This window comes from uncultured Pontibacter sp., assembly GCF_947499215.1.
In the GTDB taxonomy this organism is placed as follows: Bacteria; Bacteroidota; Bacteroidia; order Cytophagales; family Hymenobacteraceae; genus Pontibacter.
This window is the reverse complement of record NZ_CANMNI010000002.1, coordinates 290,949-309,375: the sequence shown is the minus strand read 5'-3', so window position 1 is coordinate 309,375 and position 18,427 is coordinate 290,949. Positions and strand designations below refer to the sequence as shown.

Below are 18,427 nucleotides of genomic sequence, written 5' to 3'. Positions count from 1 at the left end.
CCCCTCTGCTTGATCTGAAATTGAAATCAATTCTTATCCTTCTTGTAAAACGACGCTAGCGCCTCGTCCAAATAGTTGTATTCGAAGGTGAAGCCTGTTTGCATTACTTTGTTGGCACTCACGCGCTGACCTGACAGCACCACCTCGCTCATTTCGCCCAGCATTAGGTTTAGGGCAAAGGATGGCACCTTGGGCAATACCAGCGGCCTGTGCATGGATTTGGCCAGTGTTTCGGTAAACTCTTTGTTGGTAACAGGGTGTGGGGCCACGGCATTGTACACGCCTTCAAACTGGGTGTCCTCTATGGCCCGGATGTAAAGGCGGCACAAATCGTCGATGTGGATCCAAGACATGTACTGCTTGCCGCTCCCGAGTGGGGCGCCGGCCATCATCTTGACGGGACGGGCAATTTGAGGCAAAGCACCGCCTTTGTCGCTCAAGGCTATACCCGTGCGCAAAATAACAGTGCGTATACCCAAGTTCTTGATCTGCCAAGCAGCGCCTTCCCAAGCCTTGCATACCTCCGCCATAAAGTCTTCGCCATAGCTGCTTTCCTCAGACATGAGCTGGTCGCCGGAGTTACCGTATATCCCGGTGGCGGAAGCCGAAATAAAACCTTTTACGTGATGTTCGGTCTTGCGAAGGCTGTCTAGCAACAGCTGCGTGCTGTCTACGCGGCTGCGCAGAATCTCCCGCTTGCGCTCGTTGGTCCACTTCTCGTCTGCCAGTCCCGCTCCTGCCAAATGAATAATATAGTCGGCGTAGGTGATGGCGCTGTCATCGATAGAAGCGTCTTTTATATCCCAGCGGAAGGTCTTATAATGCGAGAACTTGTCCGGGTTTCTGGAAAGGTGTGCCACTTCATAGCCCTGATCAATCAGCATTTCAGAAAGCCTTGTGCCAATCAGGCCAGAGCCGCCTGAAATGAGTATTTTACCAGCCATAACGATTTCTAGTATAAAACTATTTATATAGGAATATACCTATACGTGTTTGTGCTACCGTATTGTTGCCTTTCTTTATAAAACCGGGACTGGCAGGTACAGTTTTCAGTAAGGGTATGAATTATTTCTTGCGAATGTGGCTCAGGAACTCGTTGCGATACTGCTCCTGCTCAAACAAGCCGGAGTATTCCGCTGTGATCGTGCTGCTGCTCACATCATTCACGCCGCGGCTCATCACGCACAGGTGGTCTGCCTCAATCAGCACGGCTACGTTCTCTGTTCTGAGGGCCTCCTTCAGTTCATTGGCGATCTGCATGGTCATGCGCTCCTGCACCTGCGGGCGGCGGGCGTAGTAGTGTACAATGCGGTTGAGCTTGGAGAGCCCGATCACATGCTCATTCGGCATATAGGCCACATGTGCCTTGCCGATAATCGGCACGAAGTGGTGTTCGCAGGAAGAGTACACGGTGATATCACGCTCCACCAGCATCTGGTTATACTTGTACTTGTTCTCGAAACGGCGGATAACCGGTTTATTCTCGGGATGGAGACCACTGAAAATCTCCTGCACATACATTTTGGCAACGCGCAGGGGAGTGCCCTTCAGGCTGTCATCTGTCAGGTCGAGGCCCATGGTGTGCATAATCTCTCGGAAGTGCCTTTCGATGATCACGATCTTCTCCGCGTCAGAAAGGTCAAATGCGTCTGGGCGCAGCGGCGTTTCCAGCGAGCTCATCATGTGGTCGTCCATCTCTTCCGCTTCGTGGCCCAAGTCCTGGTTATCCATTATATTCAACAAAGTTTCGTTCAGTTTCATAAAGCGTTACAGCTAAATCATAGTCCTTGCTTATTTTCTCCCGCAGAAGCTCCCAAATCACAGTGGCGATGTTCTCAGCCGTCGGGTTCAATTGCCTGAACGCTTCGGTGTCGAGGTTCAGGTTCTTGTGGTCAAACCGATCGATCACTTCCTGCTTCACCAACGTGCTGAGCTTCTTCATGTCGTACACGTAGCCGGTATCCTCATTCACCTGACCGGTAAGCTTTACGATGAGTTGGTAGTTGTGCCCGTGGTAGTTGGGGTTGTTGCACAGTCCGAAAACAGCCGCATTCTGCTTGTCGCTCCAAGCCGGATTGTGCAAACGGTGGGCGGCGTTAAAATGCTCTTTTCTGCAGATAGTTACTTTCATTGTGTCTCCAACAAACAGGCCTGTGCTATTGTTCGGGTGCGATTAAAATCATTTTAGGACTGACATGGCTATAAACCTACAAAGGTAAGCGTCGCAGCCCCCAAACCCAAACCATTTAGGCGGTAAATTAATATCCTTTATATATCTGTATTATGCTATAGAATCCCTATTTTCGTAGGTATACGGATGTTCCTGTCAAAATAATTTCTAAGTATAGTATGCGAGTAAAAGGTTTATTGGTAGCGGCCATGCTGCTGGTGTCGGGTATGGCGAGTGCGCAGGTAATGCGCGTAGAGGAAAGCGAGCAGGTGGTAAGCGGCGTGAAACGCAGCGGACAGCAACTGAGCGTGCAGCTAGACCCCAAGTTTGTGGAGAAAATATGGAAGGACCATTTGTCTCAGGAGGCTGGTAAGGTGAAGCACTCCAAGGGAGTGTATACGGTTGAGGAGGCGAAGCTAAAGAAGATCAGCAAAGATCCGATGCGAGTGATCTCTACCGTGGGAACACATGCTACTGGCAGTTATGTGTGGTGGGCTCTGGATCTGGGAACAGCCTATGCTGACAAGAACGCCACACCGGAGGTTTATGCCGCCGCTGAGCGGTTTATGGAAGATTTCGGGAAAAAACTCTACCAAGAAGACGTGCTGCTACAGATAAACGAAGCCGAGAACGTACTGCGCGACACCAAGAAGGAGCAGGATCGGGTCGTAAAGCAAGCCAACGATTTGCAGCTAAGTATAGAGAAAAACAAAAAACGCAAACAAGAGCTGGAGGCGGAACTAGTGCGCAATGCCGATGAACTGCGACAACTAGAGCAGAACGTAGAGCTAAACGCCAGGCAGCAGGAGGCCAGCCGACAGCAGGTGCAAGCTATGGAGCGGGCAGTGGAGGAGGTGAGAGCCAAGCTACGCGATATCAAATAAGGTATAGCTTCTTATACCTGCTAAAACAGAAAAGCCTCCTGACCGGAGGCTTTTCTGTTTTAGAGGCGATGCGCGCTATAACCTCATCCAGCGCTGTATTTCCTGCTCGGCAAACTGTTCGTTGCGCCAGCCTACAAACTTGCTCTTGGCAGTTTGGTTGTGATATACAAACCATTGCTGCAGGATGGATTTTACCGCCGGGTAATCTGCCGTGAAGCTGTTATAATCGGAGACGTTGACTGTGCGTTCGCTAGGACGAGCCGGCACGGCTATAATCTTATGGTCGAGTTCGCCGTTCGTTTCCAGCTGCAATACGCCCACTGGAATTACCTCCAGCACGGTGCCTGCTTCCACGCTTCCGGATAGCACAACTACTTCTAGTGGCTTTTTCTGGGCATTGATTTCTGTGGAAGGTATAAAGCCGAAGTTGGCAGGGTAGGGTAGGAAGTTGACCACGCGATCCTGACCGGCCTGTTGCTCTGCCTCAAATTTTCTGGTCTGTCGGTTATAGTGCAGCTTGGTGGCGCTGCCGGCCGGCACTTCAATCACAGCCTGCAATTGCTTCTTGCCATTATAAGTGGGAAGGCCAGCATAGTCTGTCTGGCAGGAGGTCAACAACACAAACTGTAACAGTAGCAAGGTATAGCGTAAGCGTGTAGTCATCTGAAGAGTTACGGGCTAGGTATAGTTGCAAATATAAGAAGCCTTGCTGAAGCCCTTGCAGATTCGACAGGTATAGGCACAAAAAAAGGAGCCGTTCGGTTAGAACAGCTCCTTTTTTACTAAAACTATGGAAAACTTATGAAAACAGGTTCTTCAATTATCTTCTTTCCTTGATACGTGCAGCTTTACCCTGCAGGCCTCTCAGATAGTATAGTCTAGCTCTTCTAACACGGCCTTTTCTTACAAGCTCGATTTTCTCAATAGATGGAGAAAGCAGTGGGAAAATACGCTCCAGACCAATCTGGTTAGACACTTTTCTTACAGTGAAAGTCTCACCGTTTGTGTTAACGTTCTTGCGCTGAATAACAACGCCTTGGAACTGCTGGATACGCTCCTTGTTACCCTCACGGATTTTCACGTGGATGTTGATGGTATCGCCAGACTGGAAAGTCGGGAAAGAGGCGCGCTTGTCTGTAGATTCCTGCTCGATAAATTTAAGTAATTCGCTCATGGCTATGTTGTTAAAGCTAAATATCTTCTTCAAAATTCGGACTGCAAAGATATGTAATTATTTTTTACATAAATATTTTTGCAGAAAAAAAATGTAAGTTTTTGAAACTTACTTATCAAAAGCGCAATAGAAGTGCTCCTTGCACCTTTTTGACTACTCTTGTATTAGTCATTCAGCAGATCAGGTCGGCGCTGTTTAGTGCGCTCAATAGCCTGCTCAAAGCGCCACTGCTCTATCTTAGGGCCATCTCCAGAAAGCAAGATATCCGGCACTGTCATACCTTTATAGTCTGCAGGGCGGGTATAGACCGGCGGTGCCAGCAGTCCATCCTGAAAAGAATCAGTCAGGGCCGATGACTCGTCGTTGAGCACGCCCGGTATGATCCGGATAATGGCATCAGCTAGTACAGCTGCTCCCAACTCGCCGCCGGAAAGTACATAGTCGCCTATGCTAATCTCATGGGTCACGTAATGCTGTCGCACACGCTCGTCCACGCCTTTGTAATGACCGCACAGGATGATCACGTTGCGGAGAAGCGAGAACTGGTTGACTATTTTCTGGTTGAGCGTCTGCCCGTCAGGCGTCATGTAGATCACGGCATCGTAGTCCCGTTCAGCTTTAAGGTCCGAAAGAATCCTGTCTATTGGCTCGATCATCATCACCATACCGGCTCCACCTCCAAAGGCGTAATCGTCAATCTGGCCATGCTTGTTGATGGCGTACTTACGAAGGTCGTGGATGTGGATTTCAACCAGACCTTTTTGCTGTGCTCTCTTAACGATGGAATGGCTAAAAGGACTGTCCAGCAGGTCGGGCTGGCAACTGATGATGTCAAATCGCATGATAATTGGGGCTACTCGTCGCGGTCGTCGGCGTCGTCAGGGGTGCCGGGCTGGGTGTATACCTCCAGCAGGCCTTCAGGCAGATTTACATGCAGTACCTTGGCTTCGTGGTCGGCGCGTACAAACACTTCATCCAGCACAGGTACAAGCATTTCTTGCCCGTTGTACTCCATGGCCATCAGCTGTTGCTGCGGCATGTCGTAAAAGTCTTTCACGGTGCCAAGCGGACCGTGGTTCTGGTCCACCACTTGGTAACCGATCACCTCATGGAAATAGAACTGCCCTTCTTCCAGCTCCGGGAGCTCGTCAAGCGGCAGGTATAGGCTGACATTGCGAAGCTTCTCGGCTTGCTCGATCGTCTTGATATCCTCGAAGTGGATAATAAAACGGCCTTTCTGCACGGGCTCCATCTTGTCAATAAAAAAAGGAATCAGCCTTCCTTGTTGTTCAAGAAAGACTGATTCCAGATCATCATAATCTTCGGGGTAGTCTACGTCGAAAAACGCAACCACTTGTCCCTTGATGCCATGGGTCTTGACGATGTGACCTAACAGGAAGCAGTCATCAATGTGCATGGCTGATGTAATTTATGCTTGTTCTTCAGTAGACTCGCCTTCAGCAGCTGGTGCCTCAGGAGCTTCTTCAGCTTCAGCAGTTGGCTCAGGAGCAAGCTTGGCAGCCTCACGCTGACGGATAGCCTCTGCACGAGCTTCTTTCACTTTCGTTTCAGCATCAAGAGCAGCCTTACGCTTCGCATCTTTCTCAGAGCCAAGGGTAGTACGCTTGCTTTCGATCTTAGCATCTTTCTCTTTCTTCCACTCTTCGAAACGAGCGTCAGCTGTTTCCTGAGAGATAGCGCCTTTTACAACACCGATCTGCAGGTGCTTCTTGTACAGAATACCTCTGTAAGAAAGCATCGCTTTCACAGTGTCAGTTGGCTGAGCACCATTCATTAACCACTGGAACGCCTTCTCCTCGCTGAAGTCGATAGACGCAGGGTTAGTGTTTGGGTTGTAAGTACCCAGTTTCTCGATGAACTTACCATCACGTGGTGAGCGAGCATCAGCTACTACGATATCGTAGATAGCGGCTTTTTTGCGGCCTCTGCGGGCCAGTCTGATTTTAACAGCCATTTTTTATATAAAATTTAAAGTCGGCGAAACCCGTCCGCCAGTTTTTAGAACCGCAAAGGTAATGATTTTGTGCCGATTAATGCAAGATTTTTGAAAATTGATTTGCAGGTGTGGGCGGGCGGTATAGTTCCTGCAGTCTGTTACCACCTTGCATACTCTGACAAGTATAAGTGCTGCCAAATAAGAAAGCCCTCCCGTAAAGGAGGGCTTTCTAGCAGTTTTATCAAACTCGGTTCTTAATAATCCTCCAGTACTATGTGGTGCAGGAATATATAGCCTTTATCAATTACATCTGTTGTGGTTGACAGCTTCTTGCCGTTCTGGTAGAAGCCTTCTTTGGACGAATACGTGAACGTGTGATTTACTCCATTTAGAGAGAATATTTTCTCTCGTGGTCCAAACCCTCCTAAGTTGCCTTGTGAGGCTTCTAAAAGCAAATTATCATTACTGAACATTTCGTTAAGAATATCAACATGTTCATAGTTATGGGGGAGAGTTTCAGAAATTGAAGTAGCATCGCGCTTCTTCTCAGCCAGTATCTCATCCCAAGTGTAGACAAAGTCGCCAGAGATTAGCTTGAAGTCAGAAGTTGATATCTCGCCGCTTTCTAAAAGATTTTTGCCTGAGGCGTCTACAAATTCAATAAAATGATATTGCATGAGTGGTTCTTCAACTGGCTCTTTTTTGCAAGAAAAGCACAGCGGGATAATGAGCAGCATCAAAAGCAAACTCAGTATAGTGCTTTTGGGTGAAGTTGTAATTGTAGATGTTGTTCTCATAGGTGTGTGTGAATATATTGGATAAAAATAATTAATTATTTGACAAAAAATACAATTCTATAATTTTTACCACACAAAAAAAAGCCCTCCGTTTCCGAAGGGCTTTCCTTTATGTCTTGAATTATTAAGCGCCTACTTTGTTGCGGGCAGCTTTTACTTTCACGGGCTTCAGCTTGATGATGCTCAGCTTGTCCAGCGTCCAGATGACAGGCCAGGTTGGGTCTACTTCCCACCACTTCACGCCGAAGTTCACGCGGTTAGGCAGTTTGTGGTGGTTGTTCTGGAACAGCTCACCGCCTGTCAGGAAGTCGAAGAAAAGCGAGTTGCGCGACTTGTCGTTGTTGTCGAAGTTCTGGTAGCCATACTTGTGTCCGCTCCAGTTTACGATCGCGCCGTGTACCGGGCCCATCAGGAAGTGAAGCGGCAACAACAGGAACATCCACCACTGGGTGGCGAAGGCGATGTAGAACAGCACATAAGCTACACCCCAGCCAATACGGGAAACTTTCGAATCCCCGATCTTCTCAAGAGCCGGCCACAGTGGGTAGTCGCCATCAAAACGACGCTCTGGCTCCACGCGGTGGTTGAGCACGTCGTTGTAAATATTTTTGGTCTTCCACATCATCGTGAAAGCATTGTTGGAGTAGTGCGGTGAATGCGGGTCACGCTCCGTATCAGAAAAAGCGTGATGCATGCGGTGTAAAATGGCATAAGCACGTGGCGACAGGAAGGAGGAGCCTTGCGCAATGTACGTTAGTAGATAAAAAGCCTTCTCCCAGAAAGGGCTCATGGTGAACATCTTGTGGGCTGCATAGCGGTGCAGGAAGAATGTCTGCACGAACAGAGAAAGGTACCAGTGCAGTACGAAGAAAATGAGTATAGCCATTAAGCAATTAGTATGTTAAAGTTTCTAATAACAGAGTATAGTATAATGTCAGCCTGTGCAGGCGCCAAGCCTTTGCAAAATTACAATGTGATTCTATAGAAATAATAAAATCAGGTATAAAAGTTCAGAAAGATGATAAATATCAATTTTGGGAATAAATAATGATTAATAAGAATAATCATTCGATTTAAATGGCTTCCAGATGGGGGCGGAGGGAAGTGGAGCGCTCACCGTTACCATGGTTTTGAGAGTGGGGTGCTCAAATTGCAGGCTGCGGGCATGCAGCGCAATGCTTTTATCGGGCAACGGATTGCCGGCGCCATACCTGAGGTCGCCTGCAATGGGGCAATGCATAGAGGCTAGCTGCACCCGTATCTGGTGCGGACGGCCTGTTACGGGGTTCACCTCAAGCAAGTAGTGCTTGTTGTGCTGTGCTATGAGGCGGTAGCTGAGCTCAGAGCGGAGACCTTTACTGTTTTCGCGGGCGTAGGCGGTGGTCACGTTGCGGCTGCTGTCTTTGATGAGCCAATGCACGAGCGTTTGTTGCTCCACGGTGGGTTTGTTCAACACAACAGCCCAATACGTCTTGATGGTTTTTTTGCTCCGGAAAAGCTCGTTGAGGCGGCTAAGGGCTTTGGAGGTTTTGGCCAGTAGCACCACGCCACTCACCGGCCGGTCGAGACGATGCACCACCCCGATAAACACATTGCCCGGTTTGTTATACTTCTCTTTGATGTACTCCTTTGCCAGATCGGCTAGGCACACGTCACCCGTCTCGTCGCCATGCACCAGCAAACCGGCCGGTTTATTGACCACCAGCACATGGTTATCCTCAAAAAGAACATCTAGAAAAGCCATGGGCTTTTGAATGAGTAGTTTATAATGACTAATGATTAATGAATAATCCAAAGCGAATTACTCAGTAATCATTAGTCCATTATTCATTAGTTAATATGCTTCTTTATCGTTCGGGAAGTCTTTGCTCTTCACGTCTTTCACGTAGTTCTGCACAGCGTCGGTCATGATGCTGTGCATATCGGCGTAGCGGCGAAGGAAGCGTGGCTTGAACTCTTTGTTGATGCCCAGCATATCGTGTACCACCAGTACCTGCCCATCCACGTGTGGACCAGCGCCTATACCTATGATAGGGATCTCCAGTTTTTCTGCCACGCGTTTTGCCAGTTCAGAAGGAATCTTCTCCAGTACAATGGCAAAACAGCCGAGCGCCTGCAGCAATAGCGCATCATCAATCAGCTTCTGGGCTTCGACCTCTTCTTTGGCGCGAACCGTGTAGGTGCCGAATTTGTAGATGGACTGCGGTGTCAGGCCTAAGTGGCCCATCACCGGTACACCCGCACTCAGGATGCGTATAATAGACTCTTTTATCTCTGCGCCGCCTTCCAGTTTCACGCCATGCGCACCCGACTCCTTCATGATGCGGATGGTGGAGCGCAGCGCCTCCGAAGAGTTTCCTTGGTAAGAGCCAAACGGCAGATCCACTACCACAAAAGCGCGGTTCACACCTCGGATAACCGAAGAGGCGTGGTAGATCATCTGGTCCAGTGTAATCGGGAGTGTTGTCTCGTGACCGGCCATTACGTTGGAGGCCGAGTCGCCTACGAGCAGCACATCCACGCCGGCTGCATCCAGAATAGTGGCCATGGAATAATCGTAAGCCGTGAGCATGGAGATTTTCTCGCCGCGCTCTTTCATGTTCTGCAACTGGTGTGTGGTTACTTTTTTGAGGTCGCTTTTATGGACAGACATAGTGTGCTGTTTAAGGTTCGATCCAAAATTATAAAAATCAAAACAAAAACAGCCACCCATTTTGCAGGAGCGGCTGTTTTGTATCTTATCTGAAGTTCATACCCGATCTGTTTCGGGTGAGGCGCAAATCACGCAGCAGCGATGAGCGGGCATTGATCGTCAGGTTATAGCCCCGCATCAAACCGAAAGGCCGCCAGCCGATGCTCATCTCCCAGCAGTGCAGATCACGGTATATGTCCACGCTGGCATTGGAGACATTCTTATTCGTAAAATCGTAGCCGGCCATGTAACCAAACTTCCATTTCTCAGTCAGGTTCAGCGTGCCCTGCACACCAATATTCTGAGTGATGTCTGCCCCCTGCTGCCCCATAGCTCCTATGTAGTAGATCGTATAGTCCAAACTCAGCGTCCAAGGGATGTTAAAGTCCACGTATTCTGGAATGAGCGGGTCCATCGGATCCAGCATACCTGGCAGGTTCGAAGGCGGCGGCGCGCTGGTATTACGGGCTTCCGGGTTAAAATTGGCGCGCACACTCAAGTTGGCGTTTGTAAGCCTTGCCAGCTTAAAGCCACCCCCTTCTATCATGTAGCGGTTGATGGCCCGGTCGCCATTGGGACTTAGTTGATAAGGGTTGAAGATCGAGTTAAAGTTCACGTCGAATATCTGAAACAGACGTGTGTTCATGCTCACGTTAATTGGACTCAGACGCATGGTATCCTGAGCGAAGTTGTAGAAGGTGCTGATGCGGAAGTTGTCGAGGATGCTTACTTTCTCCGAAGTTGTTGCAGCAGTGTCGGAGCGGGAGCGCACCTTCATTTGTAGTTGGTTGTCTAAACTAATACCCAATCCGCTGGCCATGCCGCCAGTGGGCACATTGCCGCTGAAGCGTGGCAGCCGCTGAAAAATGGGCTGGTTAGTAAGCGAGTCCGTGCCCACCTGTATGGTCTGGGCAAAACCAAAGCGCTGTTCATCGTCGAAGTTAGGCCGGTAATTATAGCTCAGGCTAGGGCGCATGATATGGCGTATGGCTTCCACACGATTGCCTTTCCGGAAATTGACGGTGCCGTATACGGTCGTGTTTAGAGAGGCGCCCGCACCGTATTCGTATACTCTGCCAAATCCAGCCGTGTCTACCTGCACTGCTTGCGCTTCGGGGTTGAAGGTATAGGAGAGTTTTTTATCGAACCATGACTCCCGGTAGCTCACAGTAGGTGTCAAGTTGAAGTGACGGAGTACTTTGTAGTTGCCCAGTCCGATCTGGAAGTTGTGGTCGGCGCTCTTTCGGCCGTTGCGCCACAGGCGATCTAGGTTGTCGAAGTTGATCCCAAAGATAGAGTCCCTGTCAGTACCGCCAATCAAAGGCACATTACCTAGGCTGCGTGCAGTTTCTCTGTTTGACACCTCATTTCGGGCCCGGAGGTTGTAGCCAAACGTGAAGTTCTCATACCACTTACCAGTCGGCACGTTTTTCGAGAAAATCTCATACAGACTCGTCTGCGTCATAGCAAAGTTAAGATCCGGCAGCACGAAGTTCATAACCGTGGGCGCAGGTCTCCGGTTTTCTTCCTCTCCCACGAAGCCACCGTTGTTTTGGCCTTGGCTCAGCGTCGCCGTGTAGCTGAACGGGGAGTTCTGTATGTTTTTCTGGTAGGTGATAGTCGAGTTGAACGTCGGTGTCAGGTACTGGTTCGGACTGTTGAAGTTCACGCGGTTGTGCTGCCCGCTACCTGCTCTTACGTTGGCGGTAAAGCGTCCGCGGCCCGGTTTCTGTACGGGGCTGTGCGTCCAGTTTACGAAGGCTGTGCGCTGTGAGGGAGGCAGTCCGCTGAAGTTGGTAGTCGACCTTGACGGGTCGTCTATACCTGCTTGGTCATTCTTGAAGTAATCGTAACTGATATTGAAATTGCCACGATAAGAATAGCGCTTGATATAGGTGTTGTCTACCGTTACCTTGTAGCCGCCCAGTGAGTAAATGTCCCCGGTAATGCGCGTGCCGATGTAATCGTTGATGGCCAAGTAGTAGCCCCCATTGCTCAGGTAGAAACCACGGGCACGTGATTCGCCGAAGGTCGGCATGATTACCCCAGAAGAACGCTTATTACGCGGCGTGGGGAACAGTCCGAATAGGAACCCAAGTGGTGTAGGTATGTCGGCGATCACCAAGTTAAAAGGCCCCGACATGATTTTGTCGTTAGGTATGGCCTTGATCCTGCCCGCGCTGATGTAGAAGTGTGGATGCTCGAGGTTACAGGTGGTGTACTTGTTGTGCAGACCGAAAATCTCGTTCTGTTCATTTTTTTTCACGACCTCGGAGTGTATGTATCCCTCGCCTTGTTGCGTTACTACTTCGGAGATGCGTCCGCGCTTGGTTTTGTAGTTGTAGGCGATGCGCTTGGCAGCATAGCTCTCGGCCCCGTCCTGAAACACAGGCGTGCCAACTTCTTTGCCAGTGGAGTCAACAAGCGTGGTAGCCGTAAGGGTGTTGAGGTCGTAGTCAATTTGAATGTAGGCAGCCTTGAGCTCCATGGTGCCATAGTCTATCTGGGCATCCCCATAGAGGTGCACCACTTTGCGGTCAACCTCAAACAAGATGGAATCTCTGGCAGAGTAATTGATAGTGGTCTCAATGTCGCCTTTGGGCACATTGGCCATGAGCGAATCGGCAGGGGGCTTGATGCTAACAGTGTCTTTTGGCGTAGCTGTACTGGTGGGGCGGCGCACCCGCTGACCCAACACAGGCTGGGCAGAAAGCACGGCGAGCTGTACCAGCAGCAAAAAAATCAAAATGTAGCGCAACTTCTTCAGACTTCCCTAAAGTTTTATTTATTTTGTACAAAGTTATTGTTTAACTTTTAACTAACGAGCGTTGTGAGAAATATTGTTACTATTTCAATTCTGGCCCTTATTTTATTACTATGCTCTTCCAGCAAGCTCGAATACCGTAAGGCGTATAAGCTGCGTACGGTAGTTATCGATGCGGGTCACGGTGGCAAAGACATAGGTTGTAACGGTAAAATGTCGCATGAGGCTGATGTAGCCTTAAAGTTGGCGCTGCAAGTGGGTGCCTTAATTGAGAAGAACGTACCCGACGTGAAAGTTGTTTACACCCGCAAGGACGATACTTTCGTGGAACTTATCGACCGGGCCGGCATCGCCAACAAAAACAACGCAGACCTTTTTATCTCCATCCACCTCAACGCCGGACCTCCCGCAGCCTTCGGTACCGAGACCTATACCATGGGGCTCCACACGACCAACGGCAACTTAGCTGTGGCTAAGCGTGAGAACGCCGTTATTTTGCAAGAAGACGACTACAAAGAGAAATATGGCGGCTTCGATCCGAACTCACCCCAGAGCCACATCATGTTCGCGCTGCACCAGAGTGCTTACATCGACAACAGCCTCCGATTTGCCCAAAAGATCGAAAATGAGTTTAAAACCCGTGTTGGCCGTAGCAGTCGCGGCGTAAAGCAGGCGGGCTTTCTGGTGCTCTGGAAATCCTATATGCCGAGCGTATTGATTGAAGCCGGATTCCTGACCAACCCCACTGAAGAAAAATTCCTTAACGATAAAACCGGTCAAACGTATATGGCATCAGGTATATATCGTGCCTTTAAGGAGTACAAGCAAGAGCTTGAAGCTATGAACTAATGCAAAAAGCAAACTCACCTACGTGAAAATATCTAAAGAAATTAAAGTTGCCCTGTTAGGTATAGCGGCAATTGTTATCTTGTATTTCGGGTATGACTTCCTGAAAGGCTCCACAATTTTCTCAAAAACGCATACCTACCATGTCGTGTATGATAGCGTAGACGGGCTTACCGTCTCAAATCCGGTGTTTCTGAATGGTATACAGGTGGGTCATGTAAAAGACCTCGAACTACTGACAGATCGGGCTAACATGGTGCGTGTGGACTTGGAAGTGCGTAAAGACCTGCAGCTTGGCGATTCGACCATTGCCAGTTTAGGTAATTCTGACCTTCTAGGCAGCAAGGCGATAACCCTGCTGCTGCGTAACAACACCAAGCAGTACAATGGAGGCGAAGAACTCATAGCCTTTAAAGAGACTAGCATAACGGATATGCTCTCATCCAAGTCAGTGCCTGTAATCGACAAGGTGGACACCACGCTGGCACGTGTCAACCGCCTGCTAGACAGTGAGGCGAAAGGCAATTTGCAGGAGATATTGGCTAATTCTAATGAAACGACAAGGCTGATCAATGCGATCCTTGCCAACAACCAGCGCAATATTAACCAGATTACCTCTAACCTGAGTCAACTGACATCGGCTCTTAAGCAGACGCAGCGTAACATTGACAGGTTGGCTGTGAACATGACCGAGCTTACCGATACGCTGAAGCGAGTGGAAGTGAACAAACTGGTGCGCGACGCAAATTCAGCGGTAAATGAACTTGAAACGACCGTTGCTAAACTTAACTCTGACCAAGGATCTATTGGCAGGCTTATGAATGATGATGAACTTTACCGTAACATGAATAACTCGACAGAGGCGCTCAATCTGCTGCTGCGTGACATTCAAGCCTATCCGAAGCGCTACGTGCACTTCTCGCTTATTGGCCGCAAAGACAGGTATAAAGTAGACGAAACTGGCCGCGTGATCACATTGGAGGAGGTAAAGGAGTTGCAAGATGAGAACCCGGAGGAGTTCCGCCGTTCGGCACCGGATACACTGCGCGTACCGGCCACCGATACCACAAAAAGCCAATAATGCATCTTAATAATTGTATATTTGTGAAATCCGCCCATAAAGCGGATTTTTCATTGTAAGTAGTCCCCTTATTTATAATAACCCTTTCATGGATATCGAATTCAATAAGAACGAAGACTCCCTTAAACAGCTGAGTTTCCAGCTGAAAAGTAAACTGAAGAAAGTGCATCTGGGTGGTGGCGAGAAGCGCATCGCAAAAGAGCATGCTAAAGGCAAGATGACCGCCCGTGAGCGCATTGACTACCTGCTCGATGAAGGCACCGAGTTTTTGGAAGTTGGTGCTTTTGCCGGTGAAGGCATGTACCAAGAAGTTGGCGGCTGCCCAAGCGGCGGTGTGGTGACAGGTATAGGCTACATCAAAGGCCGCCAGTGTGTAGTGGTAGCCAACGACGCCACCGTAAAGGCCGGTGCATGGTTCCCGATCACAGCCAAGAAAAACCTGCGCGCGCAGGAGATCTCCATTGAGAACAAACTGCCGATCGTATACCTAGTGGACAGCGCTGGCGTATTTTTGCCGATGCAGGACGAGATCTTCCCGGACAAAGAGCACTTCGGGCGCATGTTCCGCAACAACGCCGTAATGAGCTCAATGGGCATTGTGCAGATCGCCGCTATTATGGGCAGTTGCGTGGCCGGTGGTGCTTACTTGCCGATCATGAGCGATGAGGCTCTGATTGTGGAAGGTACAGGCTCTGTATTTCTGGCAGGCTCTTACTTGGTGAAATCGGCCATCGGTGAGAACATCGACAACGAAACGCTGGGTGGTGCTACTACGCATAGCGAAATATCCGGTGTAACCGACTACAAGTGCAAAGACGATAAAGAGGCGCTGGATCATATCCGCACTATTTTTGACAAACTGGGCGAGAACCCGAAAGCTGGCTTCAGCCGTGTGGAGCCCGTTGCTCCAAAGCTGGACCAAAACGAGATCTATGGCCAGTTGCCAGCCGATCGTACCAAGCCGTACGACATGATGGACATCATCAGCCGTTTGGTCGACAACTCTGAGTTCGAGCCCTACAAGGACCTTTATGGCCAAACACTTATTTGCGGACTAGGCCGTATTGATGGCTGGGCAGTAGGCATTGTAGCGAACCAGCGCAAGATCGTGAAAAGTAAAAAAGGCGAAATGCAGATGGGTGGCGTAATCTACTCCGACTCAGCCGACAAGGCGGCCCGCTTTATCATGAACTGCAACCAAAAGAAAATTCCGCTGGTATTCCTGCACGATGTGTCCGGCTTTATGGTGGGCAGCAAATCGGAGCACGGCGGCATTATAAAAGACGGCGCCAAGATGGTGAGCGCTATGGCTAACTCGGTAGTGCCGAAATTTACGGTTATACTTGGCAACAGTTACGGCGCTGGTAACTACGCCATGTGCGGCAAAGCTTATGATCCGCGTCTGATTTATGCGTGGCCATCGGCGCAGCTAGCCGTGATGAGCGGTGCGGCGGCAGCCAAAACCCTGCTGCAGATTCAGGTGTCAGCCCTTAAAGCCAGAGGCGAAGAGATAACACCGGAAGCGGAGAATGAGCTACTGGAGCGCATCACAGCCAAGTATAACGAAGAGTTGTCGCCCTACTACGCAGCCGCCCGCTTGTGGATAGACGGCATCATCGACCCGCTGGAGACCCGTAAGGTGATTTCCATGGGTATAGAGGCTGCCAATCATGCCCCGATTGAGAAGCCGTATAATGTTGGCGTGATCCAAACCTAAGCTGTTTTGATAGAAATTTGTTGAAGAATACAGGTAATCAGGTATCTGATTGCCTGTGTTTAGAGTAAACTATTGAATATCTAGTACCTATTAAGTTTTAAATATTTCTGTGACGAAGAAGGAGATAAAGGCGCTGATCTCGCTGTTGGATGATATGGATTATGAGGTCGCGTCGCATGTAGAGGGTAAGATTGTATCAATGGGTGAAGGGATCATTCCATTTCTGGAAGAGGAATGGGAAGAAACCCTTGACTCAGACTTGCAGAAGAAGATCGAGGACCTGATTCACAGCCTTCAGTTCGAGGGCCTGCTCAGGCGCCTCAAAAACTGGAAAGAAACCGGTGGTTTGGATCTGATAGAGGGGATGTGGTTGGTGAACTCCTATCTATACCCTGATGTGGATCTAGCTACTATTCATAAGGCGCTGGATCAGCTATACTTCGATGCTTGGACAAACATGAAGGAGAGCATGCACCCGTATGACCAAGTGAAGACGCTCAATAATTCCCTCTTTCGAGAGAAGAAGTTTACGGCCAACACCAAGAATTTTCACTCTCCATCTAACTCTATGATGCACTTGGCGCTGGAGACGAGGCGGGGCAATCCGCTGACACTCTGCGTTATTTACATGACTATTGCACAGCGATTGGGTATGCCTGTCTACGGTGTGAACCTACCTAATCTCTTTATCCTGACCTACAAGCAGGGCGATGTGCAGTTCTATATCAATGTCTACAACAAAGGGCTGATGCTCTCTAAGGCAGACATCGACAATTACATTGTGCAGCTCAATCTGAATCCGGTAGATATTTTCTATGAGCCCTGCTCTAATGTCGAGATCGTGAAAAGGGCGTTGCGCAATCTGGCATTCGCGTTTGAAAAGACCAAGGATCTGGAGAAAGCCACAGAAGTTACCAAATTGCTCACCGCTATTACGGATGACGATCCGGCTATATAGTTTAGGTATAGTCGCTGACAAGGTATAGGCAAAAGAAAAGGGGCCGCTCCAGTTGATGGAGCGGCCCCTTTGTTATTTTGTGCTTAAGAATTATTAGTAGCGCTTAATCATACATCCCGTCGCACGCTTATCAGCAGTGCTCACGTTTTTGTTGGCCAGTACATCATCTATCACTGACTTTAGGTAATTGTTTTTGACGCCGCTTTCCACCTGCGGATTGTCGTCGATGGCGCCTTTATACTTCAGCACAAACTCGCCACCCATGTTGTGCAGCACAAACACCTCAGGCGTTTTGGTGGCGCCAAACTGCTGGCTAATGCGCTGACCCTCGTCGGCAAGATATGGGAAACCGTAGTTCTTGGCGGCGAGGTCTTCCGGCCTATCGCTACCCTCGCCAAGGCCCACACCCGGGTTGATAAAAATGAACTGCACCCCGCGGGCTGCATAGGTGGTGGAAAGCGTTACTAAGCGGTTTTCGTAAAGTTTGGCGTATGGGCACTGGTTGTCGGTAAAGACGACCACGACCGTTTTGCTGTCAGTAAAGTCGCTCAGTGATACGGTTTTACCTTGACCGTTCTTTAGCGAGAAGTCAGCTACTTTACTGCCCAACTGGTATCCGCCGCGCTGGGCGAACACGCTGGCTGTAACCATCAAGGCTACAACAAAAGAAGCTAGGTATTTCATATGAGTTTGTTTTAAGGTGAGTGTGTCAGATTATCGGTCAATACTATACGTGAGTATATGGTTAAGCAGTAACTCATGGTGAATCTGATACAATTTAGAAAATTTATCGGTAATTACGCGACCCTGCAGCAAGTTGTTTTCAGGGCTCTGTGCCGGCTCTACCAATAGGTTTTCCTTAAAAATGAGCTGCTTTTGGCTATACATTTTGTACAACGTTTCTTTGGCGCTCCAATACAGACAAGTCTGTTGCTCATCGTCTGCCGTGAAGGTCTTTTCTTGATCAGTCAAGAACTTGTCTGCCACCCGCAGCGCTTTCGCACTCACTAGTTCAATATCTATGCCAACATCATACCTTTCGGAAAGTATAACGGCGGCAAGCCGGGGCGAGTGCGTTATGGACAGGTGGAAGCCCTTTTGTGCAAAAATGGGCTTGCCGGTAGCGTCGCGCAGCAGCGGCAGGGGGGCGTCGGTGAAACGCTGTAAAAGCTGATAAGCCAGTGTGCGGCTGGCCAGCCACTCCCGCTGGCGGCGCGGGTGGGCCTGTGCCAGCCCTTCTTCCGGACTCAGGTGGGCCGGCAGGGTATGCAGGAGTTCCTCCGGACGCTCCTCCAACGACCATACACCTAGCAGGGTATGGGAGTCAAGTTCGCGGGTGTGGAGCAGGGGCATGGCGTATTTTTTAAAAGGCAACGAATAGGTTCGC

Annotated in this window: 20 protein-coding genes; 5 read left to right on the top strand and 15 right to left on the bottom strand. The window is 49.4% G+C overall.

Annotated elements, in window-relative coordinates:
- Positions 1 to 26 precede the first annotated feature (26 nt).
- The 3 genes from Q1A04_RS09305 to Q1A04_RS09295 all read right to left on the bottom strand — a co-directional run bounded on the left by Q1A04_RS09305 (position 27) and on the right by Q1A04_RS09295 (position 2,131).
- Positions 27 to 944 (bottom strand): TIGR01777 family oxidoreductase, encoded by a 918-nt coding sequence (locus tag Q1A04_RS09305; RefSeq protein ID WP_299704423.1) that lies wholly within the window; start codon positions 942 to 944, stop codon positions 27 to 29.
- A 121-nt stretch (positions 945 to 1,065) separates the two neighbouring features.
- Positions 1,066 to 1,731: a GTP cyclohydrolase I FolE gene (gene folE / locus Q1A04_RS09300; RefSeq protein WP_299706973.1), complete on the bottom strand. Its 666-nt coding sequence runs from the start codon at positions 1,729 to 1,731 to the stop codon at positions 1,066 to 1,068.
- Positions 1,724 to 2,131 carry a 6-carboxytetrahydropterin synthase gene (locus Q1A04_RS09295; RefSeq protein ID WP_299704421.1) on the bottom strand — a complete coding sequence of 136 codons (408 nt, stop codon included), beginning with the start codon at positions 2,129 to 2,131 and terminating at the stop codon, positions 1,724 to 1,726. Before Q1A04_RS09295 ends, folE begins: the two co-directional genes overlap by 8 nt.
- Positions 2,132 to 2,349: 218 nt before the next feature.
- On the opposite strand from Q1A04_RS09295, the gene Q1A04_RS09290 reads away from it, so the two are divergent.
- On the top strand, positions 2,350 to 3,054 hold the full coding sequence (locus Q1A04_RS09290; protein WP_299704418.1) for a DNA repair ATPase: 705 nt from the start codon (positions 2,350 to 2,352) through the stop codon (positions 3,052 to 3,054).
- 75 nt (positions 3,055 to 3,129) lie between these two features.
- On the opposite strand, the gene Q1A04_RS09285 is transcribed toward Q1A04_RS09290, so the two are convergent.
- From Q1A04_RS09285 to Q1A04_RS09240, 10 genes are all read right to left on the bottom strand, one after another.
- Positions 3,130 to 3,717: an inorganic diphosphatase gene (locus tag Q1A04_RS09285; RefSeq protein WP_299704415.1), complete on the bottom strand. Its 588-nt coding sequence runs from the start codon at positions 3,715 to 3,717 to the stop codon at positions 3,130 to 3,132.
- A 157-nt stretch (positions 3,718 to 3,874) separates the two neighbouring features.
- Complete coding sequence (gene rplS / locus Q1A04_RS09280; protein WP_007657440.1) at positions 3,875 to 4,228, bottom strand: 50S ribosomal protein L19; 354 nt, start codon at positions 4,226 to 4,228, stop codon at positions 3,875 to 3,877.
- A 164-nt stretch (positions 4,229 to 4,392) separates the two neighbouring features.
- A complete protein-coding gene (gene trmD / locus Q1A04_RS09275) occupies positions 4,393 to 5,070 on the bottom strand; it encodes a tRNA (guanosine(37)-N1)-methyltransferase TrmD (RefSeq protein ID WP_299704409.1) in 678 nt (225 codons plus the stop codon).
- Positions 5,071 to 5,081: 11 nt separating this feature from the next.
- Positions 5,082 to 5,645, bottom strand: coding sequence for a ribosome maturation factor RimM (gene rimM / locus Q1A04_RS09270; protein WP_299704407.1), 564 nt, complete (start codon positions 5,643 to 5,645; stop codon positions 5,082 to 5,084).
- Between the two features lie 12 nt (positions 5,646 to 5,657).
- On the bottom strand, positions 5,658 to 6,203 hold the full coding sequence (locus tag Q1A04_RS09265) for a 30S ribosomal protein S16 (RefSeq protein ID WP_299704404.1): 546 nt from the start codon (positions 6,201 to 6,203) through the stop codon (positions 5,658 to 5,660).
- 236 nt (positions 6,204 to 6,439) lie between these two features.
- A complete protein-coding gene (locus Q1A04_RS09260) occupies positions 6,440 to 6,982 on the bottom strand; it encodes a hypothetical protein (protein WP_299704402.1) in 543 nt (180 codons plus the stop codon).
- Positions 6,983 to 7,106: 124 nt separating this feature from the next.
- Complete coding sequence (locus Q1A04_RS09255) at positions 7,107 to 7,868, bottom strand: acyl-CoA desaturase (RefSeq protein WP_299704399.1); 762 nt, start codon at positions 7,866 to 7,868, stop codon at positions 7,107 to 7,109.
- Positions 7,869 to 8,033: 165 nt separating this feature from the next.
- Complete coding sequence (locus tag Q1A04_RS09250) at positions 8,034 to 8,726, bottom strand: RluA family pseudouridine synthase (RefSeq protein ID WP_299704396.1); 693 nt, start codon at positions 8,724 to 8,726, stop codon at positions 8,034 to 8,036.
- Positions 8,727 to 8,816: 90 nt separating this feature from the next.
- Complete coding sequence (panB, locus tag Q1A04_RS09245; protein ID WP_299704393.1) at positions 8,817 to 9,635, bottom strand: 3-methyl-2-oxobutanoate hydroxymethyltransferase; 819 nt, start codon at positions 9,633 to 9,635, stop codon at positions 8,817 to 8,819.
- An 85-nt stretch (positions 9,636 to 9,720) separates the two neighbouring features.
- On the bottom strand, positions 9,721 to 12,420 hold the full coding sequence (locus tag Q1A04_RS09240; RefSeq protein ID WP_299704390.1) for a putative LPS assembly protein LptD: 2,700 nt from the start codon (positions 12,418 to 12,420) through the stop codon (positions 9,721 to 9,723).
- A gap of 84 nt (positions 12,421 to 12,504) precedes the next feature.
- Between Q1A04_RS09240 and Q1A04_RS09235 the strand changes: the two genes are divergently transcribed.
- The 4 genes from Q1A04_RS09235 to Q1A04_RS09220 all read left to right on the top strand — a co-directional run bounded on the left by Q1A04_RS09235 (position 12,505) and on the right by Q1A04_RS09220 (position 17,040).
- Complete coding sequence (locus Q1A04_RS09235; protein ID WP_299704388.1) at positions 12,505 to 13,287, top strand: N-acetylmuramoyl-L-alanine amidase; 783 nt, start codon at positions 12,505 to 12,507, stop codon at positions 13,285 to 13,287.
- A 22-nt stretch (positions 13,288 to 13,309) separates the two neighbouring features.
- On the top strand, positions 13,310 to 14,365 hold the full coding sequence (locus Q1A04_RS09230; RefSeq protein ID WP_299704385.1) for an MlaD family protein: 1,056 nt from the start codon (positions 13,310 to 13,312) through the stop codon (positions 14,363 to 14,365).
- A gap of 88 nt (positions 14,366 to 14,453) precedes the next feature.
- Positions 14,454 to 16,082, top strand: coding sequence for an acyl-CoA carboxylase subunit beta (locus tag Q1A04_RS09225; RefSeq protein ID WP_299704379.1), 1,629 nt, complete (start codon positions 14,454 to 14,456; stop codon positions 16,080 to 16,082).
- 109 nt (positions 16,083 to 16,191) lie between these two features.
- Complete coding sequence (locus Q1A04_RS09220) at positions 16,192 to 17,040, top strand: transglutaminase-like domain-containing protein (RefSeq protein WP_299704377.1); 849 nt, start codon at positions 16,192 to 16,194, stop codon at positions 17,038 to 17,040.
- Positions 17,041 to 17,133: 93 nt separating this feature from the next.
- Here Q1A04_RS09220 and Q1A04_RS09215 read toward each other — a convergent pair whose 3' ends face one another.
- Positions 17,134 to 17,724 carry a thioredoxin family protein gene (locus Q1A04_RS09215; RefSeq protein ID WP_299704374.1) on the bottom strand — a complete coding sequence of 197 codons (591 nt, stop codon included), beginning with the start codon at positions 17,722 to 17,724 and terminating at the stop codon, positions 17,134 to 17,136.
- Positions 17,725 to 17,754: 30 nt separating this feature from the next.
- The gene (locus Q1A04_RS09210; RefSeq protein ID WP_299704371.1) at positions 17,755 to 18,393 is read right to left on the bottom strand and encodes a 4'-phosphopantetheinyl transferase superfamily protein; all 639 of its coding nucleotides are present in this window, start codon (positions 18,391 to 18,393) and stop codon (positions 17,755 to 17,757) included.
- Positions 18,394 to 18,427: the final 34 nt, after the last annotated feature.

Bases quoted from the DNA above. Each gene is read 5' to 3' on its own strand.
- rimM (WP_299704407.1), bottom strand. From the start codon at position 5,645: ATGCACATTGATGACTGCTTCCTGTTAGGTCACATCGTCAAGACCCAT.
- rplS (WP_007657440.1), bottom strand. From the start codon at position 4,228: ATGAGCGAATTACTTAAATTTATCGAGCAGGAATCTACAGACAAGCGC.
- Q1A04_RS09225 (WP_299704379.1), top strand. From the start codon at position 14,454: ATGGATATCGAATTCAATAAGAACGAAGACTCCCTTAAACAGCTGAGT.
- Q1A04_RS09290 (WP_299704418.1), top strand. From the start codon at position 2,350: ATGCGAGTAAAAGGTTTATTGGTAGCGGCCATGCTGCTGGTGTCGGGT.
- trmD (WP_299704409.1), bottom strand. From the start codon at position 5,070: ATGCGATTTGACATCATCAGTTGCCAGCCCGACCTGCTGGACAGTCCT.
- Q1A04_RS09210 (WP_299704371.1), bottom strand. From the start codon at position 18,393: ATGCCCCTGCTCCACACCCGCGAACTTGACTCCCATACCCTGCTAGGT.
- Q1A04_RS09305 (WP_299704423.1), bottom strand. From the start codon at position 944: ATGGCTGGTAAAATACTCATTTCAGGCGGCTCTGGCCTGATTGGCACA.
- Q1A04_RS09250 (WP_299704396.1), bottom strand. From the start codon at position 8,726: ATGGCTTTTCTAGATGTTCTTTTTGAGGATAACCATGTGCTGGTGGTC.
- Q1A04_RS09285 (WP_299704415.1), bottom strand. From the start codon at position 3,717: ATGACTACACGCTTACGCTATACCTTGCTACTGTTACAGTTTGTGTTG.
- Q1A04_RS09255 (WP_299704399.1), bottom strand. From the start codon at position 7,868: ATGGCTATACTCATTTTCTTCGTACTGCACTGGTACCTTTCTCTGTTC.
- Q1A04_RS09295 (WP_299704421.1), bottom strand. From the start codon at position 2,131: ATGAAAGTAACTATCTGCAGAAAAGAGCATTTTAACGCCGCCCACCGT.
- Q1A04_RS09215 (WP_299704374.1), bottom strand. From the start codon at position 17,724: ATGAAATACCTAGCTTCTTTTGTTGTAGCCTTGATGGTTACAGCCAGC.
- Q1A04_RS09265 (WP_299704404.1), bottom strand. From the start codon at position 6,203: ATGGCTGTTAAAATCAGACTGGCCCGCAGAGGCCGCAAAAAAGCCGCT.
- Q1A04_RS09260 (WP_299704402.1), bottom strand. From the start codon at position 6,982: ATGAGAACAACATCTACAATTACAACTTCACCCAAAAGCACTATACTG.
- folE (WP_299706973.1), bottom strand. From the start codon at position 1,731: ATGGATAACCAGGACTTGGGCCACGAAGCGGAAGAGATGGACGACCAC.
- panB (WP_299704393.1), bottom strand. From the start codon at position 9,635: ATGTCTGTCCATAAAAGCGACCTCAAAAAAGTAACCACACACCAGTTG.